This is a genomic window from Wolbachia endosymbiont of Drosophila innubila (assembly GCF_021378375.1).
Classification (GTDB): Bacteria; Pseudomonadota; Alphaproteobacteria; order Rickettsiales; family Anaplasmataceae; genus Wolbachia; species Wolbachia pipientis.
The window spans coordinates 770,008-795,329 of the sequence record NZ_CP076228.1; the positions used below are offsets into that span (position 1 = coordinate 770,008).

Genomic DNA, 25,322 nt, shown 5'->3' on the forward strand with positions numbered 1-25,322 from the left:
TCTAATCTTAAATAGGAACATATGTTTAACTGAGTTATACTATACCTTAGGAAGGGGAAATATTTTGTTTGAAATATGCTTAAAGGTAAGCGCATTTAATTAACTTAAGAGGTGGGAAGTGACAAACAAAAAGTTATTGAATGACAAAATTAATGCTTTTTTAGTTTTAATAGTTTATATTTTAGCTCTGTATAACAGTAAGGGATACTTTAAATGGGAGATGCTTTTTTGATGTCAATGGAATCTTCTAAGGGCAATAACGATAGAAATAAACAGTTTCTAGTGCAAATAGCTGCTTGGTTAGTAGACAACACTGGTTTAACTTTTAATCAAATAGCACAATGTTGCAGATTGGCCCTTGAAGAAGTACAAGACATAGCTGATGAGGAAATAGAAGTAGAAAAATATAACCCTATTATTTCTGGAATAATTACTGAAAAAGAAATCGATGATTGCAAAAAAAATCCAAATCGTGTACCAAATTTGATTATAAAAAATATAAAAAAAAGGAGTAAAGCGATTGGTAGCATTCTTGGCTTTGCCTCTACGGCAAGACGTAGAGATAAACCTGATGCGATTTATTATTTAGTAAAAAAATTTCCTATCTTGGACAATAACGTTATAGTTAAATTAATTAGTACAACAAATTACACAGTTGAGCAGGTAAGAGATGGATCTCATCATAACATGCAAAATATAAAACCCCAAGATCCTGTACTACTCGGCTTATGTAGTCAAGAAAATTTAGAAGCAGAAGTGGAAAAAGCAAAAGTAGAAGAGGAGAAGCAAGAAAGGTTAAAAAAATATAAAGAATAGCTATTGAAAATCCTCAAATTTTTGTGTTTTGTTAACATTAAATTAACTTGACTTGCTAGTGTTTATTAGTATAATGTAAGTAAAGTACGGGGTTTAATGATAATTAAGCTTAATACGCACTGAAACTAACTCAGCCTAATTTATTATCTTATAGTCACATTTTAGGTTAGTAAGCATCAATTAAAATTTTTGGAGGATTATGACAACAATCAATGAAGATGTTTTGGCAAAAGGAAAGGTTACAGCTCAACCTGAAAAAAGTGAGCAAATTTACAATAACGATACAGTAAAACAGATGGTCAATGAAGGTACTGAGAAAAACAGAAAAACATTAGATCTGAGCAAATTAAAAGAGAAAACAGCAGAAGAATTGTTAGAGTTAGCTGAAGAAAGAAAAATTTCAACTAACGGTAAAAGCAATGGTAGAATGCTAAAGCAGGAAATAATATTCAGCTTAATGAAAAAAATGAGTGAAGAAGGAGGCATAACCACAGGGAGTGGAATAGTGGAAATATTGCCTGATGGTTTTGGTTTCTTACGTTCAGCAAGTGCAAATTATGCCCCAAGTACCGATGATGTTTATATTTCTAACGGGCAAATAAAGAAGTTTAATTTACGTACAGGAGATATGGCATATGGAGAAATAAGGCCACCTGGTGATAAAGAGAGATATTTTACTTTAACTAAGGTTCAAAGTATAAACTCTACTGAAGTAAGTGAATTAAGAAAGTACGTCCATTTTGATAATTTGCTTCCTCTTTATCCTGAGGAAAGCATAGTACTTGAGTGTAATAATGGTGATGATAAAAAAGGCTTAAGCATGCGTGCTATAGATATAGTAGCTCCTCTTGGAAAAGGGCAAAGAGCGTTAGTAGTTGCTCCACCTCGCACAGGAAAAACTGTATTGCTTCAGCAAATGGCTAACTCTATAGCTATAAATCACCCTGAAGTAGAATTAATAGTGTTACTTATAGATGAAAGACCTGAAGAAGTAACAGATATGATACGTTCTGTAAAAGGTGAGGTAGTAAGTTCTACATTCGATGAGCCTGCTTACCGTCACGTACAGCTTGCTGAAATAGTAATAGAAAAAGCTAAAAGAATGGTTGAGCATAAAAAAGATGTGGTAATTCTACTTGACAATATTACTAGACTTGCACGTGCTTATAATGCGGTTATTCCTTCGTCTGGGAAAGTTCTAACTGGTGGTGTAGATTCAAACGCACTGCAGAGACCAAAACGCTTTTTTGGAGCAGCTCGTAATATTGAGAATGGGGGTTCTTTAACTATAATCGCCACAGCTCTTATAGAGACTGGTTCAAAAATGGATGAAGTTATTTTTGAAGAGTTTAAAGGTACAGGAAATGCTGAGATCATACTTGATAGAAAACTTTCTGATAAACGTATATTTCCAGCTATTGATATTACAAAATCCGGAACAAGGAAGGAAGAGCTATTAGTTGATAAGGCTATACTAAATAAAATATGGGTGGTGCGTAGGATACTCAATCCTATGGGACCCGTTGAAGCAATGGAATTTTTACGTGACAAACTACTTTTAACAAAGAGCAATGCTGACTTTTTTAACTCCATGAATCACTAAAAGTAAGCCAGTTATGATGGATATGCTGAGCAAAAAGTAAAACGCTCTTATAGCTAAAATAATTTGGATTTACCAAAATATATTTATAGTTAAGTTGGCAATTTACCTTAAGTTAGCGCGTGACACTGGAATGACACCCTTGGTGGCAGACAGCTAAAGGAAAATATCAACTAGGTTTATAATCTATCACTACCGTGTTTGCAATTTTGTCGTGAAAAGCTTGTTTATGTTCATCACCTACTGCACATACTAAAACTAAGATTAGTATAGCTAAGAATAAAATGGGATTACAAAGTGATATGCAATAAATTATAAAAAGAGCTATAGTCCTTTTCATTGCTTGCATTGTAGTGATTGACTCAAATGTATCTTTGTCTTTTACACGCATGCTAAATAACAAGTGTCCTGGAGTGCCGCCAAATTTTACTAGCATGAATATATGAAATATACATGGTATCATTAAAAATAAAGAAAATACAATCGTGGTGATTACAATTATTGCACCCATGATCCCTTGTATTGCGTGTGTAAGTGAGAAATCCACCGCCATTAAACCAAATGGTATTGCGATAAATAAAATACAATCAACTATAAATGCTAGAGTACGTCTTGTCATCGTTGAGTAGTTTACTTTTTTATCCATGTACTACCTATAAAGAAAAATATCAACTAGATTTATAGTCTATCACTACTGTTTTTGCAATTTTATCGTAAAAAGTCTGTTTGCGTTGATCAAATACTGCAAACAAAAATAAAATTAGCACAATTAAAAGATATAGAAAAGTATAACCATGATAATGCAGATGAAGCAAAAAGCGAAAAATAATCCAGATGCTTCCCTTAGAAATACATCTTATTGTTGCTTGCATAAGGGTAACATTTGTAAATGTATTAGCATCTTTAATATGCATACCACACAATAGTTTTCCTGGGGTACCACCAAGTTTTGTTACCATTAATATTTTGGATATTGTTAGTACTAATGTTGCGACCACTGTAGAAACTATAAATGGTATTTCTGTTGCTAGTTGTGCAAGTTCCTGAAAAGAGTCTTTATCTTGATCTTGTAATGATACGATGAATACACCATAGATAAAACCGAAGATAAAATGAGGGGAAAATATGATGAGGTCAAGTATTTCTGCTACAATACGCCTTGTAAATCCTACATAATTTACTTTAACATTTATTTCAGTATTCATAACCCCACCTATATTTCATAATATCATCATATGATATAAAAATACGTTATTAAATAACCGTAAATATACTAATTTGGGTAATATTAGCTACTTGTGCCACTCTATTATTTAAATTAATATTAAATCATTTATAACTAGGGAAGTTATGTCAACACTAATCACAGTTGCATATGGCGACGGTATCGGACCAGAAATCATGGAAGCGGTGCTGTCGATATTGCGCGAAGCAGAAGCGGAAATCTCAATAGATATTATTGAAATAGGGGAGCGTGTTTACAGTAAAGAATGGTCTCACGGAATTTCTCCAAGTGGTTGGGAATCAATTGAAAGGACAAAAATATTATTAAAATCTCCGACAACAACTCCTCAAGGTAAAGGGCACAAAAGCTTAAACGTTGCACTCAGAAAAAATCTAGGGTTGTATGCAAATATCAGACCATGCATTTCATATCATCCTGTTATAGAAAATAAATTCGATAAGTTTGATATCGTAGTGATACGTGAAAATGAAGAGGACGTTTACACCGGAATAGAGCATAGGCTCACTGGTGACTCTTACCAATGCACTAAAATTATTACTAGATCTGGCTCAGAGAAGATATGCAGGTACGCTTTTGAATATGCAAAAAAACACAACAGAAAAAAAGTAACTTGCCTGACTAAAGATAACATCATGAAAATGACTGACGGAACTTTCCATGCCGCGTTTGATCGCATTGCAAAGGAATACCCAGATATAAAGGCAGAACATTATATAGTTGATATTGGAATGGCGCGTGTTGCAACAGAACCGGAGAATTTTGATGTTATAGTAACCGAGAACTTATATGGCGACATATTATCAGATATAGTCGCACAAACCTCTGGATCTGTGGGGCTTGCCGGAAGTAGTAACATCGGGAATGAATACGCAATGTTTGAAGCAGTGCACGGTTCTGCCCCTGATATTGCAGGAAAAAACATAGCCAATCCTTCTGGTCTTTTAAATGCTGCAGTGCATATGCTAATTTACATAGGTCAAGTGGGTACTGCAAAACTAATCTACGATGCATGGCTCAAGACTTTGGAGGATGGAATACACACTGCCGATTTATATAAGGAGAAAAGAAGTAAACAGAAAGTTGGTACAAAAGAATTTGCAGAAGCTGTTATAGACAATCTAGGAAAAAAACCGAAAACATTATCTGAGCTTATAATTGGCAGTGATCCAAATAGTAAAGTGGATAAAATACAGGATAATTATGAACAGGATTATAAGATTAAAAAACTAGTGGGTAGCGATATAACGCTTGCCTGGAGTAAGCCGGCTGACTTTGACCAAATAGTGAAGTTGTTTGAAACAAGTAATCCGCAGATTATAGCAATATATTCAAAAGGCCTTGCGATTTGGCCAGGAAGTTCAAAGTCTTCAAGTGACCAAATAACCTGCAGGTTCATTGCAAATAATGAAATTACAAATAGTGATGTGAATAACTTGCTAATCAAATTTGAGGAACATAATTTTGATGTGGTGAGAATGGATAAGTTGTATTTGTATGATGGGAAAGAGGGTTTCTTCTCTTAGTGGTTGCTTGATATTTTTATGCTTGTGTGAAACATTAAATATATTATACTAATAGTATCGTGTATTTATGTGAGGTGTAGTAATGAGTCAACATTTTAAGTTAACTGGTCAGGAGTTTTATGATAATAATGATCTGTTTAACGTACTAGAGATAAAAGCTGAACAAATTGTAGGTAAGGATTATCAAGCTCTTAGCAAGTTTCTGAAAAAACAATATAATAAATTGATACTTGTAAACCATCCTGACAAAGGTGGAGACAAAAATAGATTTGATCAGATTTATAAAGCTTATCAAGAGCTAAAAAAGTACATTGAACCTTTAGAGTCAGGAAATCCTTGTGTTAAAGTCAGTGTTGGTGCTGAAAGTGATGGGCGTTTAACGGCAAGAGGAGAGTTTCACTATAGGAGAAGTTTGTTTAATAAGCTAAAAATAAGTTGAGAGAAAGATGCTGTAGGTAAAGATTTTGATGGATTGATTTCTATACTAAAAAGAAGTGACTATTCGTTTAAAAAAGATCTAGAAAAATGCATGAAACTCCAAGCTCAAATAAATAGGATTTTGCAAAATCCAAATTTAGATAATTTTAAGAAGAGTGTAGAAAGTACAAAATTAATGAAAGAGCTGTATCAATATATAACAAAGCCAAGCATATAATTATTCAATTATATTACTCCTCTAGAAGAAAAGAGAAGCCTAGTTAAAGAAGATAAGAAAGCATTAGCGTTGAAATTTATAGAGCGTAAAAATGCTCTACTGCTTGTCCCAAAAATAAGTCTTCTGCCTTTAGCTCTATTAACTACAGTTACTATAGGTTGCTATTTTTCATGGTGGATCATAGGATTTAGTATCATTGCTGGTAATGCCTCTCATTTATTAGTAAATTATTATATGAAAAAGTATAAAAATTCAGAAATTTCCACTGATGAATTCATGAGTAAAATAAACTATATCACGCTAGGCAATAAGCTTCTTATCAACTATCCTTTAGCTGCTTTTTCTGTTTATCTACTTACAACAAATTTCATTGCTAATAGATTAACTGTTGGTGGAACCATACTTGGTTCACTATTGTTATTGGCGGCAGTATTAATTGAAATGTTAGCTCCTGTTTTCTCAAAAGGCTGTGAAATATATGCTGAAAAGCACACAAAAGATTTACTAGAAGAGGATCCAAGAGATAGGGTACAAAAGGAAACTGACCTGTTAGGATGGTATGATCCACGAAAACTGTTAATGCCAATTGTTATGCCTCTTATTAAAAAGTGTTTTGCGGAAGTGGTAAGCGAATTTGCTGAGAGAAATTTTGATGAAGTGAACACTAATGTGTCTGATGTTAATACTGAAGGACTATCTAAGCCTCAAGGAATTGAATTTGCACAGTAACCAGTGTAGTATAGGCTTTTAGCTCTATGCATGGACTCAAAAAAAGTAGAATTGATATTTGAAAAGTTTCAAGAATCAAATTCTGCACCAAAAATAGAGCTAAATTATATCAATCATTATACGCTTCTGGTCGCAATAGTTTTATCAGCACGGACGACCGATGTAAGCGTTAACAAAATTACAAGAGAACTTTTTAATATCGCTGATACGCCAGAAAAAATGCTGAATCTTGGGCAAAACGAGCTAAAAAAACGTGTAAATAGTATCGGTTTATATAATTCCAAAGCAAAAAATATAATCGGGCTCAGCAAAATATTGATTGAGAGGTACAATAGCAAAGTGCCTACTGATTTCGATGATTTGGTGTCTTTGCCGGGAGTGGGAAGAAAGAGCGCTAATGTGTTCTTAAATTCGGGGCTTGGCATTCCAACATTGGCAGTTGATACTCACGTTTTTAGAGTGAGCAATAGAATTGGGCTTGTGAAAGAAAAAGATGTGTTTAAAACAGAGCAATCTCTTTTAAATGTGGTTCCCAAAAAATACCTGCTTTATGCTCATCATTGGCTAGTTTTGCATGGTAGATATGTTTGCAAAGCACAGAAACCTTCGTGTGAAACGTGCATAATTCATGATTTATGTGAATTTGAGTGCAAAAGGTATAAAGTCTAGTATTTCTTCTTTTGTCATCCAAGTAGCTATAGAAACGAAAAAACTTACTTGACACATTTTGCTGGAATGACACCAGTTGTTATTCAGACAACAGTTATGCAAGAGATCTGATTACATCTAAGCTAACAATGGACCACTAGATATATTACTAACTACGTTGACCTGATTCAATATTTTATTAGTGGGATTGAAATAATTTTCTATAAATTCCTTATATATAGCTGTTAACTTGTGTATATCGTTTACTGATACGCATTCGTTTATCTGATGTGCAGTTTTGTTGATTATACCAAATTCAATCACTGGACAAACATCTTTGATAAACGCGGCGTCAGATGTGCCACCACTTGTGCTAAGTATAGCATCAATGTTGGTAACCTTACTTATTGCATCAAGCATAATATCAGTATTTCTATCGGGAGTAGAGAGGAAAACGTCCCTGCTGCTATGCATAGAAAGTTTATAATCGTTAGTTACACTGGAGCATATTTCATCAATCAGCTTATATAAGCCACCCGGTGTTTGTTCATTGTTATATCGAATGTTAAAACGTGTAGTTGCTGAGCCAGGTATTAGATTGCTAGTATTATTTCCAACATCGATAGTAGTAACTTCGCAATGTGAAGGCTGAAAATATTTATTACCATGATCAAAAGTAGTATTTTTTACCTTACTCAATATCGATATTACCTTATATATTGGATTGTCTGCTAGGTCTGGGTAGGCAACGTGCCCTTGTTTTCCATGGCAAATTAATTCAAATGTTACAGAACCTCTTCTGCCTATTTTTATGGTATCACCTAATTTCTCACTACTGGTTGGTTCGCCAACCACACAAAAATCTATCTTTTTCTGCTTATTTTTCATCCATTCCAAAACTGCCTTTGTTCCATATTCTTCCATGCTTTCTTCAGCACTGGTAATCAATGCACTTATTGAACCATTAAATTGAAACTTCTCTGCAATCAAATTTACCATAGCAGCAATAAATGCAGCTACTCCGCTTTTCATATCAGCGGCCCCTCTTCCATATAGCATTCCATCCCTCACTTCTGGTTTAAATGGACCAAATGCCCAATCTTTTAACTGACCCGGTGGTACAACATCAACGTGCCCAGCAAAGCACAAATTTGGTACTCCATTTATATATTTCGCATAAAGATTTTTAACTTTATCACCAAATTCTAAAATCTCACAATCAAAGCCGCTCTTCTTGAAGATTGTTGCTATATACTCTATTGCCCCGCTGTCTTCTGGTGTTATACTCTCAAAAGAGATCAATTTCCTAGTTAGCTCTACAGGGTCAATTTTCATGTCAATCTTAAAATACTTATACTGCTATATTGTAAACACTCTATGCACTATTTAAAACAAATATTACATCAAACCGAACAAACTTTTCTAAGGGAAGTAATAACAGATTACCACCTTGCTGATGATATCTATGAAATATGCACACAACACGGAAATGACATCTTTCTAGTTGCAGATGAAAATACAGCAAAACTTTTAAACAAAAACGTATTTAATAAAATTTCTCATTTAATTATTCCAACCCCACCTGCCATTCCAGTGTCACGCACTGGGATGACATCAAGTAGAGAAATGACACCAAGCAGAGCTGCCTCTCTTGAAACCGTAAATCTAGTGAGAAACAAAGTAAAAGACAGTGACTTAATAGTTGCATTTGGTAGCGGCACCGTTAACGATATCTGCAAATATGCAAGCTACCTCGAGAAAAAAGATTATATATCCTTTCCAACAGCCGCTTCTATGAATGGATATACATCCGCAAATGCTTCAATATTAGTAAATGGATATAAAAAATCGTTCAAAGCACATCTTCCAAGAGCAATATATATAGATATAGACATACTTGCCAATGCGCCACTGCGCCTCACATTAAGCGGATTTGCAGATTTCATTTGTCGTTCAACAGTTCAGGCTGACTGGCTACTATCTCATTTGTTGCTTAGCACAGAATACAATGAATTACCTTTTACACTTGTTCACGATTTGGAGCAAATTTTGCTAAGAGAATATACGGCGCTTACTAAAAGAAGTGGAAAAGAGGTCCTATTACTTATGGAAGTTCTACTAATTTCAGGACTTGGAATGGTGATGTCAAAAGGCAGCTATTCTGCAAGCCAAGGAGAGCATATGATAGCTCACGCAATGGAAATGGTAACAAAAGATTATTCCTCACTACATGGTGAAAAAATTGCTGTCACAACGATTACTATGGCTAATTTACAGGAAAAGATATTATCAATACAAAACCCGATTATCAAACCGACCACTTTAGATGTAAAACATATAACTCAGTACTTTGATAATATCGAATTTGTAAGAACTTTTGAACAGAAGCAAATTATGCAGCAAAAAATCCAAGAGATTATTTGTAAAGAATGGCATAATATTTCCAGTTTAATTAAGCAAAATTTACTACCTGCAAAACACCTGCAAAAAATATTTGAAGATCTATCAATTCCACACTTACCAGAGCACCTCAATTGGAATAAAGAACAATATTGTAAAGTGGTCGATTTTGCGTTTACAACAAGAGATAGATTCACCTTTCTTGACTTAGCTAACTGCATAGAAGAAAGTTAAGTTTTGTAGTGAAATTCTGTCATTTAAAGAGATCATAGGCCAAAAGCTAAACCCTTTTCACAATCTCTTATCCATTGTCTCCTCACCTGAGTGGATATACAACTCATTCCAAGTAACTGACACTGGGTTTCACCAATAGCACTGCTTTGCTAAACATAGTTTAGTTCGAGTGGCTGAGGAGGGACTTGAACCCCCGACCAAGAGATTATGATCCTCCTGCTCTACCAACTGAGCTACTCAGCCTAATTAAAAACCTTATTATACACACGATCTATATGTTTCGTATAATACTTCAAATCAAACAAAGATTCAAGTTTTTCCGAGTTAATAACCTTAAGTAAGGGTTTATCTTGTTTCAATTCGGCCAGAAAATCACTGTTGTTTTGTTTCACTTTCATTGCATTGCTCTGAACAATTTTATACGCCTCTTCCCTCGCCAAACCACTATTTACTAACTCAAGCAATACACGCTGTGAGAAAACTAAACCTTTTGAAGAATTTAAGTTCTTTTCAATGTTTTCCTTATTGATCACCAATTTATCTATCAAATCTGTTAATCGCACTAAAGCAAAATCCATTGTTATACAAGCATCAGGAGCAATGCATCTTTCCACAGACGAGTGTGATATATCACGTTCGTGCCACAATGCAACATTTTCTAACGCAGGAAAAACATAACTGCGTATTAAACGTGAGAGTCCAGTCAGATTTTCACTTAAAATAGGATTACATTTGTGTGGCATAGCAGAGCTTCCCTTCTGCCCAGTGGAAAAATGCTCAGAAATTTCGCCGATTTCAGTTCTTTGCAAATGACGAATTTCAACAGCAACATTTTCTATTGAACTTGCAATTACTCCCAAAACTGAAAAGAACATGGCATGTCTATCACGAGGAATGATTTGAGATGATATGGTTTCAGGTATGAGTCCCATTTCTTTCGCTACATATTCTTCAACAAACGGATCAACATTTGCAAAATTGCCTACTGCACCTGATATTTTACAAATTGAGATCTCTTTTTGCGCGCTAATTAATCTCTGATAATTGCGTTTAAATTCAGCATAAAATCTGGCAAATTTTATTCCAAGAGTTGTTGGTTCTGCATGCATTCCGTGACTGCGTCCAACACAAACAATATCTTTATAGTCCTCAGCTTTTTTTTTCAATGCTGCAAGTAAATTTTTTAGATTCTCGAGCAAAATATCACAGGACTCTTTCAGTTGCACCGCAAGGCATGTATCCAAAACATCAGAACTTGTCATTCCATAATGAAGATAACGAACATCAACTCCCGCTTTTTTAGCAATATATGTCAGAAAAGCTATAACATCATGTTTTACAATGGATTCAATTTCGTTGATACATTCAACATCAAATTCAATAGCACCAGAGAGGTTCTCAGCAATATTATTCGGAATCACTCCTAACTTTGCTTGAGCTTCACACGCTAATTTTTCTATTTTAAGCCATATATTAAATTTATTATTTTCCTCCCAAATGGAAGACATTTCTTTTCTGCTATAGCGGGGAATCATTTTTGATTTATTCCAATAATGGTGTCATTCCAGTGCGTGACACTGGAATCCAGATATAAAAGTATTTGCAAATTATTCAATGGACAACGGATTCTAGAAGCATAAAATAATGTCCATGATGAAATAAACTGGATCCCAGTGTCACGCACTGGGATGACATGAGGGAAGCACTGGGATGACACCAGCTTAGCCATGGCAGAAATTTCTTTACGACTATAACAAGGGATCATCTTTGATCAGCTATCATCACCATCAGTAGCTTCTTTATTCGCATCTTGCTCTGCCTCTTGTTGCTCAGACTTCTGATTTTGCAATTTTACTTGCCTTAGCTCATTTGCATCTGTTTCGGATTTCACGACGTATATAGTAATTGGTACTACTACTTCACTATGTAATTCTACGTTTACTTGGTATTCACCCAAGTTTTTGATGCTTACTCCACCAAAAGATAAACTACGGTGATCTATCACATGTCCTTCTTGTAGTAAAATTTTCGCAATTTCACGTGTTGTTACAGAACCAAAAATTTTACCATCCTCTGAAGCTTGCTTTATTAATACCACAAACTTATCATGTAGTGACAACGCAAGCTCTTTTGCTACATTTAATCTTTTTATATTCTCTTCTTCCAGTAATAAACGTTGCTCCTCTAGCTTTGTTAAATTTTCCTTGGTAACTTTCACCGCTTTTCTTTGTGGAAAAAGAAAATTACGTGCATAACCTGGTTTAACTTTGACAACTTCACCAAGCTTACCTAAAGTCCTTATATTTTCCTTTAAAATTATCAACATAAATTACCTAAACTTTTTTAGTACAGTAAGGAATAAGAGCTAAAAAACGTGCCCTTATGATCGCTAAGCGTAACTTCCTTTGTTTTTTTGCACATACGCCTGTTAATCTTCTAGGTAATATCCTACCATAGTCAGAGGTAAACTTGGATAATAAATCTATATTCTTATAATCTATGTCTTCATCTTTAGACGCAGCAAGAGGGCAAACTTTAGAACGCCTAAAGCCAGTCCTATTATTTACAGATACGTAAGAATTATTAAAACTATTTCGTCTTTTCATCATTATGCGCTTTGCTCCTCAATTTGTTTATTCATCATATGAGATTTACCTTCAAAAATTTTATCAACCTGCACAGGAAAGTGGCGAATAACGTTCTCATTAAGTTTCATTCTACGCATAAATTCATCCAGAATGCTTGCAGTAGAACTTATGCACATTATACAATAATGACCGCTCTTCATTTTATTTTTGTGATATGCAAAATCCAAAAGACCCCAATGTTCATACTTGATTAATCCTGATGCTTCAATGTTTTTCAAAAGCATTTCCAACGCTTTGCTCGATTGAGTTGGACCGTTTATTCTAAAATCTTTCAAAGTATCTTGAAAAATCTTTATTAGATGTTCTGAAATATTTCTCTTCAAAGCATTTACTGCGTTATGGATAAACGCACTTTTAGTACTGCCTCCTAGAAATTTTGTAAAATCTTGCGTTATTCCTAAATCTTTTAGGTCATCTTTCAACTCTTTATCGATTTTTGACTTCACTTCTTTCAAATTTGAAAGATCTTCTTCTAATTCAACCCATAAAATTTTTGTAAGATCTTCCAAGAAATCAGAGTAAGCAACTAGACTTTCTTTAATGTCCTCAGCACGCACTTCTAACTCTTGTTTTGTAAGCTTGTCATTTCCTTTTTTCAGAATATCCCTGATTTGCTGGAACATAATATCTGCTTTAATATTTTTCAATGAAACAGCTAGCTCTTGGACCATCTCCTCTACTTCTTGCTGTAACAATCCTTGTTGTGCTATAAAAGTAAATTCATAAAGATTCACTATATCTTCCTTTAATACCGATTAAATATTTCATTATATAAAGCTTTTTTATATAAGCAAGTTATTTGTATTAATTTCTACGCATTTAATCCAGCTTAAATTAGATATTTCATAAATTACTTGAGGAGCAATTGAGTATGCACCTGGTAATAAGATGCTCACTTTATGTTTTTCGAGAAGAAGTTTTAGCATTATTTTGGTTCTGCCTTCATCTTTCAATATTGTGTTTAATTCCATAGCGGCTTTTTGCGAATCCGTGCACTCAGTGGTGAGAACTAATTCTTTTATTGTAGAAGTGACTCTTTTTGTAAACTCAGATATATCCTTGCCTGCTAATCTTGTTGTATTTTCCGAAGCTTCAAGATCAATTATCACAAATGTTCCTGGTGAAAATAAATCTCTTTTTTCTTCTATTATTTCATTATTGTAGAATGCTATTTCAGAAACGTTATGGGGATCAGAAAGTGTGAGGATAACAAACCTTCCACGCTCTGAAGTTCTCATACGTGCATTTAATATTACCCCAGCAGTTTTTGCTGTTCTATTTTCTCCGATAAACCCAATATTTAACTTTTCCAGAAGAGTTCTAAATTTTTCAAGCGGATGATTAGTTAAATAAAATCCTAGTGAAAATAACTCATGTTCTAATTTTTCCTCTTCATCAAAATCTTCCACATTCTCAAGTTTCGGTTTGAGGACATCAAGACTACCAAACAAAGCAGCTTGACTTGATTCTCTATCCTGTTTGTTTTTATTTGCAAAGTAAATCAGCGTGTCCATTGACTCATATAGCTGCTTTCTGTTCTTATGCACGCTATCGAATGCTCCGGATTTAATCAGGCTTTCTAGCGCTCTCTTATTTATTATATGACCTGAATTTTGAATGAATTCCCATATGTCCTTACAAGCGCTTGAACGTACGTTCACTATTCCTTCCGCTATAGAAAAACCAACATTCCTCAAGGCAGCAATACCATAACGTATGCGTTCATCCTCTATTGAGAATTCAGCTTGAGACTTGTTTATATCAGGTGAAAGAACGGTAACGCCACTAAACTTTGCTGCATGATAAAATAAATTCAGTTTATCTCTATCATCAATATTCAGATTCATTAGTGCTGTAAAAAATTCTAATGGATAATTAGCTTTAAGGTAAGCCGTTTGATAAGATATCACCGCATATGCTGCAGCATGAGATTTATTGAACCCATAACCAGCAAATTTTGCAACAAGGTCAAAGATATAACTTGCCCTGTTGTAATCAACGCCATTCTTCGTTGCCCCTTGGATGAAAAGTTCACGTTGTTTATCCATCTCTTCCTTGATTTTCTTACCCATAGCACGTCTCAGCAAATCTGCTTCCGCTAAGCTATACCCGGAAAGAATACGGGCTATTTCCATCACTTGTTCTTGGTAAATTATTACCCCAAATGTCTCTTTTAATACTTCCTCAAGTAACGGATGAATATAATCTGGCTTTTCAAGTCCGTGTTTTCTTGCAACATAAGTTGGAATGTTATCCATAGGTCCTGGACGATAAAGGGAAATTAAAGCGATAATATCTTCAATGCAGTCCGGTTTTAGTTTAATTAAAGCTTCTCTCATTCCCGAACTTTCAAGCTGAAACACTCCAATTGAATCACCGCTTGAGAGTATCTCATAGGTTTTTTGGTCATTTAAAGGAACTGAAGAAATATCAATCTTTTTTCCATCACGATTAATTAAACGACATACATGATCTATTAGCGTTAGCGTACCAAGCCCAAGAAAATCAAATTTTATTAGCCCAGCTTTCTCCACATATTTCATGCTGTATTGAGTGATTGGCAAAGCCGAATTTGGATCATAGTACACAGGAACAAAATTTTCCAACTTTTGATCACATATTACAATTCCAGCAGCATGAGTTGAAACGTGACGATATATTCCTTCGAGCCTTAGCGATATATCAAGAAGCTTTGCAATTACCTCATCACTATCCCGCTCTTTCTGCAGGTTTTGATCAAACTCTATCGCTTGTGATAAAGTTACAGGATTTACTGGATTAAATGGAACCATTTTAGATATTTTATCCACTTGAGAGTAAGGCATTTGCAATACTCTACCAACATCACGCAATACTGCCCTTGCCTGCAATTTACCAAAAGTGATTATTTGAGCAACATAACCGTACTTTTTCTGAACATAATCAATAACCAGGTCCCTTTTCTCTTGGCAGAAATCGATATCAAAGTCAGGCATCGATACACGATCAGGATTCAAAAATCTTTCAAATATTAGGCCAAACTTTATTGGATCAAGGTCTGTAATCTGCAAGCCCCAAGCAACAATTGATCCAGCACCAGAGCCTCTTCCTGGACCAACTGGAATGCCATTTGCTTTGCTCCAACGAATGAAATCAGAAACTATCAAAAAGTAGCCAGCGTAGTTCATCGAAGTTATCACACTCAGTTCGTAATTCAGCCGATCGTAGTATTGTTTAAGGTCTATGTCTGTCTCATTCGCAATACGGAATTCTAATCCTGCAACTGCCTGCTCCCTCAGTTCTTCATTCTCAGTTTTATTTTCTCGACAAGGAAATTTAGGCAAAATAGGCTGCCTGCTTCTTGGCATGTAAGAGCACCGCTTAGCTATCACTAAAGTGTTATGAATTGCTTCGGGAATGTCGCTGAACAGCTCCTCCATTTCTGCCACAGACTTGAAGTAATGCTCGGTAGTTAACTTCTTTCTGTTATTCTCCAGGGCATAACTCCCCTCCGATATACACGTTAATATATCATAAGCCTCATAGTCAGACCTATTTGGAAAAAACACATCGTTCGTTGCAACTAGTGGTATATTGCGCTGATAAGCAAAGTCTATCAAAGCTTCTTCAAGCTCTAGCTCTTTATTCAGCCCATGACGCTGCAATTCAACATATAAATGACCATTAAATGCTGAAAGCAGTTTTTCAACCGTTTCTTTATCTTGCCCCAACAATAGTTGAGCCAAACATCCACCGGTTAAAGCGATCAGACCCGTACTTAAATTCAATAGCTCATCAAAATCAACGTAAGGAATATCGCTGTTATTCTTGCGCTTTCTAAAAGACTCACTCACCAAAGTGACTAAATTAGTGTACCCTTGCTCATTTTTTGCAAGCAATAATATAGGTAAATTTTGTTCTGAATGTTTAACTATAATATTGCATCCTATTATTAGCTGTATTCCCCTACTTGCCGCATATTCTGCAAATTCAAGTGAGCCAAACAAGTTACCTGAATCAGTAATTGCAACCGCTGGCATTTTATTTCGCAAACAAAGGCCGATCAGCTCCTCAATTTTAACCGAGCTTTCAAGCAGCGAATAAACACTATGAACACGCAAGTGTATGAACATAAAAAACTTTAGATCAACAAAAAAGGATAACATTAATTTACTCATGAGAACATAATTTTCATGAGAACAAAAGCCTATAAAATTCTAAAATTAAAATACAAAAACTTACTTGACAAACTCCGCCAGCGCCCTTATCATGAAACTGAAGCTATTGTATTTGCTTTCGCCAATCTGCAGATTAAAAGGTAAGGATTACTTAATGTATCGGCGTCTCATGTTCAATTTTTTGCAGTATATAGATACTGTATGTCTTTACAAAACTTCATCTACATCTAGATTTTTATCTAAATAAGCTGAACGCGCTTATAAAGCGTTACAAGACATCAAAAAATGCCAATACTCGACAGAGATAGTAAAAGACTAGCTAACTCGGGGATTCTTTGTCTTTTTTTCTGCTTAGTAAACTTCTTAAACATTTGCAGCGTAAGTTAGTTGCAATTAAAAGCAGCTTAATCTTGCTTGTCAAGCGTTTAAAACATAAAAAACGCCAATATTTTAAAGCGGATAATAACCCCAGGGCTTCTTTTGCCTTTTTTTTCATTTGGTAAATTTCTTAACGTTTGCAGCTAAACGACAACCGTCATCCCGCTGCTTGTTAGCGGGATCTCTTGTTAGCGGCTGAGATACCGCGAATGAATCGCGGTATGACGTAGGGATTGCATTAGCTATAATTCTTTAGTTTTCACTTTTCTTTTAACCTTGCAATGATATTTTCTTTGCCGATAAAAATTAATAGTTTAGCGAGCTCTGGTCCTGTTTCTGTTCCTGTTAAAGCTGAACGCAACTGCGTAAATAGGTTTTTTGCCTTTATATCCACTGTTTGTCGAATAGTTTTGACCCATTCTGACAACGTGTTTTCATTACAATCACCTTGGGGCAATGCATTGAACGCAATTTTTATAAGCTCCTTATCAAGAATCACAGGCTCTATATCAGATTTGCATATTTTCCACCACTTGGCCACCTCAGAAAACCTTTCTATATTGTTCCTTATAAAATACCAAAACTCTGAGGAGCCCACTCCAATTTGATTTAAACGGTCTTGCACCATTTCAAATAGCATTTGTTGCAGCACTTTGCTATTTAGCTTATACATTTCACTCAAGCTGAATTGTGCAGATGCTGAGCTAAATTTTTTAATGTCAAATGAATCAATCAAAGATTGCATACAGGCGCAAGCTTCAATTGGATTGGATGTTCCAAGCTTCACTAAATAACTAACTAGTGCCATCGGTTCAATTTCATCTTCTTTTATAGATTTGATATCCAGCCCGCCTTTCCGTTTCGATATCTTGCTATCATCAAAATGTAGCAAAGACAGGTGAGCAAATGTAGGGATTTTCGCTTTTAATGCTTTAATCATTTGGATTTGCACTGCGGTATTAGTTACATGATCTTCCCCGCGTACAATATGAGTTACATTAAAGTCAACATCATCAGTAACAGAAGGTAACATGTATGTGTAAATTCCATCTTCTCTTTTTACCACAGGGTCGCTGACGCTACTGGTTGCAATATTTATTTCACCTTTAACTTCATCATTCCATTTTACAACTTCATTTCTATCCAATTTAAATCTAAAATGTGGTCTTCGTCCTTCTTGCTCATAACGAATTTTCTCTTGCTCAGTTAGAAGTAACGCGCTTCTGTCATATACCGGGGGAAATCCTTGTTTTAACTGCAATTTTCGTTTAATGTCTAACTCTTCTCTTGTTTCATAGCATGCATAAATATGCCCTTCTTTTATTAACTGCAAAAACACCTCATTGTAACGCTCAAAGCGCTCTGATTGCTTAAAACTTGCATCCCAATCTATGCCAATCCATTTTAGGTCTTCTATGATATCATTTATATATTTGACATCTGAACGCTGAAGGTCAGTATCATCAAAACGGAGTAAAAATTTTCCGTTTTGATTGCGTGTGTACATCCAACAAACCAAGGCAGTTCGTACGTTTCCTACGTGGAGGTAGCCAGTTGGGCTTGGAGCGAATCTTGTTAGCATTTAAATAGCAATATTGTTTACTCTAATTTATTTTAATTTTATATAAATATATGGCTAGAGCAAGCGAGATCTGCTAATACAATTGAGCAAGAGAAGAATAAGTATGGCTATAGCATTGTGGCACCTTTGATATTTGATGGATTAAGACCATATGATAAATTCAAGAAAATTCACAGCTTGACGACAAAGGCTAATGTAGCATTATATTGGTATCATGACTAACTTAGAAAAGATGAGAGAAAAACTGCAAGATCAAATAAATTATCATAATGTTTTGTATCACCAAAAAAATAAGCCAGAAATAAGTGATGCTGAATATGATGAACTGAAGAAAAAGTTAGCTGAAATAGAGCCAGAAATTTATGCAACACAAGATAGTGTTGGTGCTCCACCTGATGAGAGGTTTTCTAAGGTGGAACATCAAGAACCTATGCTTTCCCTTGAGAATGCTTATGATGAACAAGGTGTAGAGAAATTTTTGTCTAAAATAAAGAGGTTTTTAATTGAGGACAAAATAGAGATATTATGTGAACCAAAAATTGATGGGTTGTCGTTTTCTGCAATTTATGAGGATGGAAGATTTGTTAAAGCTGCAACTCGAGGTGATGGTTTTGTAGGGGAAGATGTCACTCACAATGTTGCAACAATAAAAGGCTTTCCTAAGTTTTTGCAAGGTGTGCAAGGAAGACTAGAAGTAAGAGGTGAAATATACATCAGTAACAGCGACTTTTTAAAGTTAAATGAAAACGATGAATTTGCCAATCCTCGAAATGCAGCCGCTGGTTCTCTAAAGCAATTGGATGCAAACATTACAGCAAGCAGACCTCTTAGATATTTTGCTTATTCTTTGATTGGTGGAGCAGAGAAAAGTCAAAGTGAGGTACTAAATAAGCTTGAGGCACTTGGTTTTTGCGTAAATGAGCATCAGTCCTTAACGAGTAGTTTAGATGGAATGCTGAAGTTCTATAATGAAGTCTATAACTGTCGCTATAACTTGGATTATGATATTGATGGGATAGTCTATAAAGTAAATGATTTGGTACTACAAAATCGTCTAGGGAATACTCACAAAGCACCGCGCTCAGCACTTGCATACAAGTTTTCTGCGGTTTATGCAAAAACAAAGTTAAACAAGATATTTATACAGGTGGGCAGAACAGGGGTTTTAACTCCAGTTGCAGATTTAGTGCCAGTCAATGTTGGTGGGGTGCTAGTTAGTAGAGCAAGTCTGCATAACCAAGATGAGATAAAACGTAAAGACATAAGAGAGGGAGATATTGTAACAATCAAAAGGGCAGGTGATGTAATTCCCCAGATCGTTGAAGTAAGCAGAGATTCTCGTCTTCCAAATACACCTGAATTTGTGTTTCCTGAAGTATGCCCTGAATGTGGTAGTAAAGTACGTCAGGTTGAGGGAGAGGCAGCAGTAAGATGTCCTGAGGAATTTGCCTGTAAAGCTCAAATGATAGAAAAACTAAAGCATTTTGTATCGAAAGATGCATTTGACATTGTTGGCCTTGGTGATAAGCAGATAGAGTTTTTTTACGACCTTGGTCTGATAAAACAAATCCATGATATTTTTACTTTAGAAGAAAGATTGGATGAATTTAATCTGGAAGAACAGTCTGGTTGGGGCGAGAAATCTATAGCTAATTTGTTAAATTCTATACAAAGCAGAAGGGTAATAACTCTAGATAGGTTTATATTTTCTTTAGGTATTAGATTTATTGGCCAAGTTGCAGCAGAATTGCTTGCAGATTATTATGTTTCTTATAATAACTGGTATAATTCGATGATTGAACTGTCATTAGATAATACTGAGCTAGTAGGTATAGATGGCATAGGAAAAAAAGGGGCTGAATCTTTGGAATCATTTTTTTCTAAGGAACATAACATCAAAATGTTAAATGATCTTACTGCTTGTCTTCAAATTCTTCCTGTGAGCTCCAACTCTAGTAACTCTGTTTTAAATAATAAAATTATAGTGTTTACTGGTAAGCTACTTGCTATGAGTAGAGGAGAGGCAAAAGTAAGAGCCAAAACTCTGGGAGCAAAGGTCAGCTCACATCTTTCTGCTAAAACTGACTACCTAATTGCAGGAGAAAAACCAGGATCCAAATATAAAAAGGCAGTGGAATTAGGTGTAGAAATTTTAGATGAAGACCAGTGGCATAAAGTGATAAGTTTGGGAGTGTTCAAATGAAACTTGGATTGTATATTAAATCAAAGTTGCAAGACTATTTAGAGAGTAGCCAATTCTTTCCATCCAAGAATCATTTTATTGACTTGCCTCAATTTTTCAACAGAAGGCAAGTCTTCTGTGCTGAGCGGTAGGCGGACAGTTTGATGTTCTATGAGCCCAATATCATGCAAAAGTGCTTTAGTGGGTATTGGGTTGCTGGCAATAAATAGGGCTTCGCAAGCCTGTTGCCAGATATCTGCCTGAGGGTTCCTGCCATTGAGGCACTTCTTAACATATTCATGTGCTACATATGGCCAAACATTGGAAGCAACGGAAACCAAGCCAGCCGCACCATAAGCGGCCATATCGGATATCATATTATCATCTCCACAAAAGACCTCAATATTTGGTGCAACTTTCTTATACTGAGCTAAAGTATCAACAGTGCCACTTGAATCTTTGATAGCCCAAAATTTTTCGTGGCTGGATAAGTTGCGTACAGTTTCAGCGTGAAGATTTATTCCTGCTCTTGATGGAATATTGTAAAACATAACCGGCACATGTGCTTTCTCAAGCAGCTTTTCAAACCATAAAGTCTGCCCCATAATTCCGGGCTTTGCATAAATGGGAGTTGTCATTAGATAGCCATGAATAGGCATACCCTTGCAAAAATCAAGCCATTCAAGAGTCTGATATAGATTCACTCCTGGTACGCCAATTATAATTTTCGTATTTAATTTTAGCTTACATACGAATTCAACTAATGTACGCTTTTCAGAATCAGTAAGCGATAGGCTCTCACCTGTGCTACTCAGCAACACTACGCCATTTTCAGCTTTAACTTGCATTGTCAGTAAACGCTGCAAACTGCTATAATCTATACTATCTCCATTGCAATTAAAAGGAGTAACACAAGCAGTCCATAAAAATGTAGATTTCAATTTAAATTGTTAAAATGGTATTTCATCGTCGAGTAGTTCATCTTTTATATCGTTGTCAAAACTTTCGTGTTTATCTTTTTGTTCTGTTTCACCTTGTTTGTATTCACTTGGCTTGTAATCAGAATTTGGCGCACTATTTCGTGAATCCAAGAGAGTAAGAGCGCTATTAAAATTATATAGAACCACCTCTGTTGTGTATCTTTCACCACCGTTTTGGTCAGTCCATTTTCTAGTTCTCAAAGAACCTTCAACATAAACTTTACTGCCTTTACGTGCAAAATCTTTGACGATTTTTACTAATCCTTCACTAAAAATTACGATATTATGCCACTCTGTCTTTTCAGAGCGCATACCGGAAAGTTTGTCAGTCCAACTTTCAGACGTGGCTATTGAAAAACTTGCCATTTCTTTTCCATTTTGTGTAGTCCTAATTTCAGGATCTTTTCCTAAATTACCAACTAGTATGACTTTGTTTATGGTACCACCAGACATAATTATGCTCTAAATAAATCCTTTTATTATCTTATGTGAAAATACTATTGTCAAATTTAATTAAAAGTGCGCTTGGAGGGATTCGAACCCACGGCCTTTGCCTCCGGAGGGCAACGCTCTATCCAACTGAGCTACAAGCGCATATATATTTAAGTTATTTAATAGATAAGCCATCCAAGTCAAATTTTTGTTTTGGATAAAGCGTAAACATAATACTCCCATATCCAAAATATACATTTTGAGAATCATTCGCATGCTTTTTTATTGCTTTTTGATCTACGGTCCATACAAAAGTTACATAATTTTCAGTGACTGAGTGCACTTTTAAATCCTTAGTATTTATAAACAGTTTTCCATTTACCCATATTTTCCATGTATCGGGAGAAAGATATAAAATTGAGTCTAAACTCACTACCTTACCGTTGAAATTATCTGATACTTCCTCTTTTGCAGCTCTTGAAGATCGTAAATTGAACTTTTCCATTTCATTGACCATTCTATTAACTGGCTCTTCATCAAAAAAAATGCTTTTTACGTTACTATATTGTGACAAAACGTCAAAGTCACTTTCCACTGCTTCTCTTATTATATCGTCCCGATCTGTATAGCTTAGTTTTTGATTGTTGATAAAGAAACACTCTTTTGCACGCAAATTTGCTATATCAATAAAATCGTCGATTTCTTGATTGCCAACTTTAAGAATACTTTCAAAATATCTTTTTTCTATCATCATTCCATACTGAGAATGATGACAAACCATTTCATCATTACCTTGTTTTTCTATATATACGCATAAATTTCCACTATTTAATCCTAATATTTTATGCTCAATAAAATCTTCATTGCCAATATATTGTCGGCAAGAATACTCCTTACAAATTTCTATGCTTTCTATGATATCTTCACAACTGCAATATGCATTAACATTGGAAATGAGTAGCGTAAAAATAAAAAACAGCTTTATGTTCATCACCTTATCTACTTAATATAGTATACCAATCAAAGACTATATTAGCTCTCACTATCTCTATCATATTACCATTCAAAATCTGATTCATAGTTGCAGCATCAATATTTCTCTGCTTATTTAAAATAAGAGATTTGATCATAACATAACCTGGCAGATTTGGAATAGACTGTAGAAATAAAAAAATATGCTTATCGCTGATTGAGCTTAAATTTAGGATCACTTCACTTTTTATTACTTTTGTGCGTTCACTTTTGTTGTGGAGCTCAACTTCTTCGGGTATAGAAATTGATATTTCAGGTTCTAATATATAGTACTTTTTATATAACTTGCTAAGCTCGAAATTTAAATTTGCAATGTATCTGCTACTATGTAAATTTGAAGAGGAAATTTTTTTCCATAAATCTAGGTTTTTATTTAGAACAACTTCCTTTTTTTGAATTCCAGTAATCTGTAAATTAATAGAACGTATTTTATCAATCGCAATTTGGTTTTTATTATAAATCTTTTCGTTATAGATAACAACATATGTTAATAACCCTATTAATCCAACAGATAATAACAAATACGATATAAACTGAATTGTAGCTTTTCTTTTTAATTGAGAGATAGTCATTAATCTACATTGCCTCTCCTATTTCAACATCAATAGATAGATTTTGCTCTTTAGCAGCAGGTAAGCTAGAAATATTAATGTCATAGGTACGAAAATTATCGTTTAAATTTTTTCGTAGTTTCTCGTATTGATGAGAAATATTTTTACCGGATTGAAAATTAAACTTTAAAGTTGTGGTAATATAACTTTTTGCCTCATTATAATTCCATTCAAATGATCGAAGCTCTATACCTGGTATTTTTAACTTTTCTACATACTTAACTTGTGTAAGAGGAGAGTATTCTATTTTTGATAAAATATTATTGATATTAATAAAATCATAAATTTCATCTATTTTTTTTACATTATAGCTTTGGCTAAGTTTTGTTAATTGGTTATTTAAGGTGTTCTGCTTTGCTGATAAATTATCAACGACATTGAAATTTGAATACAAATTTAGCAAACAAAGGGTGTTTGTTATAACTAAAACCAGGGCGAAGTATAGAAAAATTCGAGGAGAGTTTAAATAAAGGTAATTGAATAGATAAAATTCTTTAGTTTCCTTTGTATTAAAAATAGCTGCTAATTTATTCTTAAAGCTATGAAACAAAATTATGGTATCGCAAAAGTTATCTTTTTCACTTATAGCTAGTTCTGCTCCTAATAGTTTGCCTAACTCATATGGAGTTAATATGTTCACACTGTTCTCTGAAAAATTTATGACTGATAAACTAGCTTTGATATCTTCTGACACTATGATACAAAGGTCGATAGGGTTATTTTTTTCAAACCCAAACTTAGTTAAGGATCGAATAGTATCTTGCACTTCCTGATATATTCCACCAGCGATAATTCCTGGTAAATTATCATTAGTAAATGATGTTAAGCGCGTAAATACCATTTTATTCTCTTTGAGAACCACTTGTCTATAGCCTCCCGTTTTAGTTGCAGCAACTATAATTTTCCAATTATTAGGATCTTTATGTAGAATCTTTTTTGTTATATTACTTATTTCTATAGGAAACATTAATATTCCCTTAAAGTTGGAGCCTATCTCAATAAACACATTCAACCAATATTCTACTAAATGCTTTGCTTTTGATGAAACAAGAAGATAGCACCAGTTTTGATTGAATTTGTTTGGCTTCTCAACAAAAAAAACTGAACTTATGTCATTATTACGAGAAAAATGCTCCATCTTTGTTTTTGCTGATAGATAGGCACTAATCTTGTTTGCCCTTGTAATAAACTGTAGCGAGTAATTTTGATCTGCATGATTAAGCACCAGGTATAAAGGTGCTTTTTTATCTGACGAAAGACATGAAATTAAATCAGAAACTGCTTTATCGTTTTTGCCCTTAACAAAATACCTTTTATTTAAAGTATTATTTTTAAAATATAGTAACATTATGCCTTCTTCTCCAATAGAAAGCATAAACTTACTTTTGGATTTTGAACTAAACATATTAACAAAGCATATACTTATCTAGAATTAAAAAGGCAATTTATTGAAATTCATTAAACGTTAG

At 34.5% G+C, this 25,322-nt stretch carries 21 protein-coding genes, 2 tRNA genes and 1 pseudogene; 7 read left to right on the forward strand and 17 right to left on the reverse strand.

Features of this window, described 5'->3' with window-relative positions:
• Positions 1–213 precede the first annotated feature (213 nt).
• A complete protein-coding gene (locus tag J4T77_RS04210) occupies positions 214–816 on the forward strand; it encodes a cell cycle transcriptional regulator TrcR (protein WP_190321356.1) in 603 nt (200 codons plus the stop codon).
• Positions 817–1,015: 199 nt separating this feature from the next.
• Complete coding sequence (rho, locus tag J4T77_RS04215) at positions 1,016–2,419, forward strand: transcription termination factor Rho (protein WP_190321357.1); 1,404 nt, start codon at positions 1,016–1,018, stop codon at positions 2,417–2,419.
• Between the two features lie 166 nt (positions 2,420–2,585).
• On the opposite strand, the gene J4T77_RS04220 is transcribed toward rho, so the two are convergent.
• Positions 2,586–3,062: an RDD family protein gene (locus J4T77_RS04220; protein ID WP_010082496.1), complete on the reverse strand. Its 477-nt coding sequence runs from the start codon at positions 3,060–3,062 to the stop codon at positions 2,586–2,588.
• A 22-nt stretch (positions 3,063–3,084) separates the two neighbouring features.
• A complete protein-coding gene (locus J4T77_RS04225; RefSeq protein ID WP_006279799.1) occupies positions 3,085–3,621 on the reverse strand; it encodes an RDD family protein in 537 nt (178 codons plus the stop codon).
• 145 nt (positions 3,622–3,766) lie between these two features.
• Between J4T77_RS04225 and icd the strand changes: the two genes are divergently transcribed.
• The 3 genes and pseudogenes from icd (at position 3,767) to nth (ending at position 7,238) form a co-directional block, all read left to right on the forward strand.
• On the forward strand, positions 3,767–5,185 hold the full coding sequence (icd, locus tag J4T77_RS04230) for an isocitrate dehydrogenase (protein ID WP_010082497.1): 1,419 nt from the start codon (positions 3,767–3,769) through the stop codon (positions 5,183–5,185).
• A gap of 82 nt (positions 5,186–5,267) precedes the next feature.
• A pseudogene (locus tag J4T77_RS07575) lies at positions 5,268–6,569 on the forward strand (molecular chaperone DnaJ).
• Between the two features lie 30 nt (positions 6,570–6,599).
• Positions 6,600–7,238 (forward strand): endonuclease III, encoded by a 639-nt coding sequence (gene nth / locus J4T77_RS04245; protein ID WP_010082499.1) that lies wholly within the window; start codon positions 6,600–6,602, stop codon positions 7,236–7,238.
• Between the two features lie 117 nt (positions 7,239–7,355).
• Here nth and dapE read toward each other — a convergent pair whose 3' ends face one another.
• Positions 7,356–8,552, reverse strand: coding sequence for a succinyl-diaminopimelate desuccinylase (gene dapE, locus J4T77_RS04250; protein WP_010082500.1), 1,197 nt, complete (start codon positions 8,550–8,552; stop codon positions 7,356–7,358).
• 42 nt (positions 8,553–8,594) lie between these two features.
• Between dapE and J4T77_RS04255 the strand changes: the two genes are divergently transcribed.
• Positions 8,595–9,851, forward strand: coding sequence for an iron-containing alcohol dehydrogenase (locus J4T77_RS04255; RefSeq protein ID WP_190321358.1), 1,257 nt, complete (start codon positions 8,595–8,597; stop codon positions 9,849–9,851).
• 170 nt (positions 9,852–10,021) lie between these two features.
• On the opposite strand, the gene J4T77_RS04260 is transcribed toward J4T77_RS04255, so the two are convergent.
• From J4T77_RS04260 to gltX, 8 genes are all read right to left on the reverse strand, one after another.
• Positions 10,022–10,094 (reverse strand) — tRNA-Met (locus tag J4T77_RS04260).
• Positions 10,094–11,386: an adenylosuccinate lyase gene (gene purB, locus J4T77_RS04265; protein WP_010962833.1), complete on the reverse strand. Its 1,293-nt coding sequence runs from the start codon at positions 11,384–11,386 to the stop codon at positions 10,094–10,096. The genes J4T77_RS04260 and purB overlap by 1 nt, the downstream gene beginning before the upstream one ends.
• The gene (locus J4T77_RS04270; protein ID WP_233640980.1) at positions 11,383–11,616 is read right to left on the reverse strand and encodes a hypothetical protein; all 234 of its coding nucleotides are present in this window, start codon (positions 11,614–11,616) and stop codon (positions 11,383–11,385) included. The genes purB and J4T77_RS04270 overlap by 4 nt, the downstream gene beginning before the upstream one ends.
• Before the next feature lie 6 nt (positions 11,617–11,622).
• Positions 11,623–12,177: a 50S ribosomal protein L9 gene (gene rplI, locus J4T77_RS04275; RefSeq protein WP_190321359.1), complete on the reverse strand. Its 555-nt coding sequence runs from the start codon at positions 12,175–12,177 to the stop codon at positions 11,623–11,625.
• A gap of 7 nt (positions 12,178–12,184) precedes the next feature.
• Positions 12,185–12,460 carry a 30S ribosomal protein S18 gene (rpsR, locus tag J4T77_RS04280; RefSeq protein WP_007548890.1) on the reverse strand — a complete coding sequence of 92 codons (276 nt, stop codon included), beginning with the start codon at positions 12,458–12,460 and terminating at the stop codon, positions 12,185–12,187.
• Positions 12,460–13,233 (reverse strand): 30S ribosomal protein S6, encoded by a 774-nt coding sequence (locus J4T77_RS04285; protein WP_190321360.1) that lies wholly within the window; start codon positions 13,231–13,233, stop codon positions 12,460–12,462. The genes rpsR and J4T77_RS04285 overlap by 1 nt, the downstream gene beginning before the upstream one ends.
• Positions 13,234–13,281: 48 nt before the next feature.
• Complete coding sequence (gene dnaE, locus J4T77_RS04290) at positions 13,282–16,611, reverse strand: DNA polymerase III subunit alpha (protein ID WP_190321384.1); 3,330 nt, start codon at positions 16,609–16,611, stop codon at positions 13,282–13,284.
• Positions 16,612–17,293: 682 nt separating this feature from the next.
• A complete protein-coding gene (gltX, locus tag J4T77_RS04295; RefSeq protein WP_190321361.1) occupies positions 17,294–18,616 on the reverse strand; it encodes a glutamate--tRNA ligase in 1,323 nt (440 codons plus the stop codon).
• 214 nt (positions 18,617–18,830) lie between these two features.
• Here gltX and ligA point away from each other — a divergent pair, with 214 nt between their 5' ends.
• On the forward strand, positions 18,831–20,819 hold the full coding sequence (gene ligA, locus J4T77_RS04300; RefSeq protein ID WP_010962827.1) for an NAD-dependent DNA ligase LigA: 1,989 nt from the start codon (positions 18,831–18,833) through the stop codon (positions 20,817–20,819).
• A 38-nt stretch (positions 20,820–20,857) separates the two neighbouring features.
• On the opposite strand, the gene dapA is transcribed toward ligA, so the two are convergent.
• The 6 genes from dapA to J4T77_RS04330 all read right to left on the reverse strand — a co-directional run bounded on the left by dapA (position 20,858) and on the right by J4T77_RS04330 (position 25,258).
• Positions 20,858–21,739, reverse strand: a complete 882-nt coding sequence (gene dapA, locus J4T77_RS04305; RefSeq protein WP_190321362.1) for a 4-hydroxy-tetrahydrodipicolinate synthase — start codon at positions 21,737–21,739, stop codon at positions 20,858–20,860.
• Positions 21,740–21,748: 9 nt separating this feature from the next.
• Positions 21,749–22,231 (reverse strand): single-stranded DNA-binding protein, encoded by a 483-nt coding sequence (gene ssb, locus J4T77_RS04310; RefSeq protein ID WP_010082448.1) that lies wholly within the window; start codon positions 22,229–22,231, stop codon positions 21,749–21,751.
• 67 nt (positions 22,232–22,298) lie between these two features.
• A tRNA-Arg gene (locus tag J4T77_RS04315) sits at positions 22,299–22,372 on the reverse strand.
• 13 nt (positions 22,373–22,385) lie between these two features.
• Positions 22,386–23,201 carry a hypothetical protein gene (locus J4T77_RS04320; protein WP_010082449.1) on the reverse strand — a complete coding sequence of 272 codons (816 nt, stop codon included), beginning with the start codon at positions 23,199–23,201 and terminating at the stop codon, positions 22,386–22,388.
• 4 nt (positions 23,202–23,205) lie between these two features.
• Positions 23,206–23,814, reverse strand: a complete 609-nt coding sequence (locus J4T77_RS04325) for a hypothetical protein (RefSeq protein ID WP_010082450.1) — start codon at positions 23,812–23,814, stop codon at positions 23,206–23,208.
• A 4-nt stretch (positions 23,815–23,818) separates the two neighbouring features.
• On the reverse strand, positions 23,819–25,258 hold the full coding sequence (locus J4T77_RS04330; protein WP_190321363.1) for a hypothetical protein: 1,440 nt from the start codon (positions 25,256–25,258) through the stop codon (positions 23,819–23,821).
• Positions 25,259–25,322 lie beyond the last annotated feature (64 nt).

What these genes read in the sequence shown, in the direction of transcription:
- J4T77_RS04220 (WP_010082496.1), bottom strand. Translation starts at nt 3,062, where the DNA reads ATGGATAAAAAAGTAAACTACTCAACGATGACAAGACGTACTCTAGCA.
- gltX (WP_190321361.1), bottom strand. Translation starts at nt 18,616, where the DNA reads ATGCTAACAAGATTCGCTCCAAGCCCAACTGGCTACCTCCACGTAGGA.
- rpsR (WP_007548890.1), bottom strand. Translation starts at nt 12,460, where the DNA reads ATGATGAAAAGACGAAATAGTTTTAATAATTCTTACGTATCTGTAAAT.
- rplI (WP_190321359.1), bottom strand. Translation starts at nt 12,177, where the DNA reads ATGTTGATAATTTTAAAGGAAAATATAAGGACTTTAGGTAAGCTTGGT.
- J4T77_RS04255 (WP_190321358.1), top strand. Translation starts at nt 8,595, where the DNA reads ATGCACTATTTAAAACAAATATTACATCAAACCGAACAAACTTTTCTA.
- rho (WP_190321357.1), top strand. Translation starts at nt 1,016, where the DNA reads ATGACAACAATCAATGAAGATGTTTTGGCAAAAGGAAAGGTTACAGCT.
- J4T77_RS04330 (WP_190321363.1), bottom strand. Translation starts at nt 25,258, where the DNA reads ATGTTTAGTTCAAAATCCAAAAGTAAGTTTATGCTTTCTATTGGAGAA.
- ligA (WP_010962827.1), top strand. Translation starts at nt 18,831, where the DNA reads ATGACTAACTTAGAAAAGATGAGAGAAAAACTGCAAGATCAAATAAAT.
- purB (WP_010962833.1), bottom strand. Translation starts at nt 11,386, where the DNA reads ATGATTCCCCGCTATAGCAGAAAAGAAATGTCTTCCATTTGGGAGGAA.
- J4T77_RS04325 (WP_010082450.1), bottom strand. Translation starts at nt 23,814, where the DNA reads ATGACTATCTCTCAATTAAAAAGAAAAGCTACAATTCAGTTTATATCG.
- J4T77_RS04270 (WP_233640980.1), bottom strand. Translation starts at nt 11,616, where the DNA reads ATGATCCCTTGTTATAGTCGTAAAGAAATTTCTGCCATGGCTAAGCTG.
- dapE (WP_010082500.1), bottom strand. Translation starts at nt 8,552, where the DNA reads ATGAAAATTGACCCTGTAGAGCTAACTAGGAAATTGATCTCTTTTGAG.
- J4T77_RS04210 (WP_190321356.1), top strand. Translation starts at nt 214, where the DNA reads ATGGGAGATGCTTTTTTGATGTCAATGGAATCTTCTAAGGGCAATAAC.
- dnaE (WP_190321384.1), bottom strand. Translation starts at nt 16,611, where the DNA reads ATGTTCATACACTTGCGTGTTCATAGTGTTTATTCGCTGCTTGAAAGC.
- nth (WP_010082499.1), top strand. Translation starts at nt 6,600, where the DNA reads ATGGACTCAAAAAAAGTAGAATTGATATTTGAAAAGTTTCAAGAATCA.
- icd (WP_010082497.1), top strand. Translation starts at nt 3,767, where the DNA reads ATGTCAACACTAATCACAGTTGCATATGGCGACGGTATCGGACCAGAA.
- J4T77_RS04225 (WP_006279799.1), bottom strand. Translation starts at nt 3,621, where the DNA reads ATGAATACTGAAATAAATGTTAAAGTAAATTATGTAGGATTTACAAGG.
- ssb (WP_010082448.1), bottom strand. Translation starts at nt 22,231, where the DNA reads ATGTCTGGTGGTACCATAAACAAAGTCATACTAGTTGGTAATTTAGGA.
- J4T77_RS04320 (WP_010082449.1), bottom strand. Translation starts at nt 23,201, where the DNA reads ATGAACATAAAGCTGTTTTTTATTTTTACGCTACTCATTTCCAATGTT.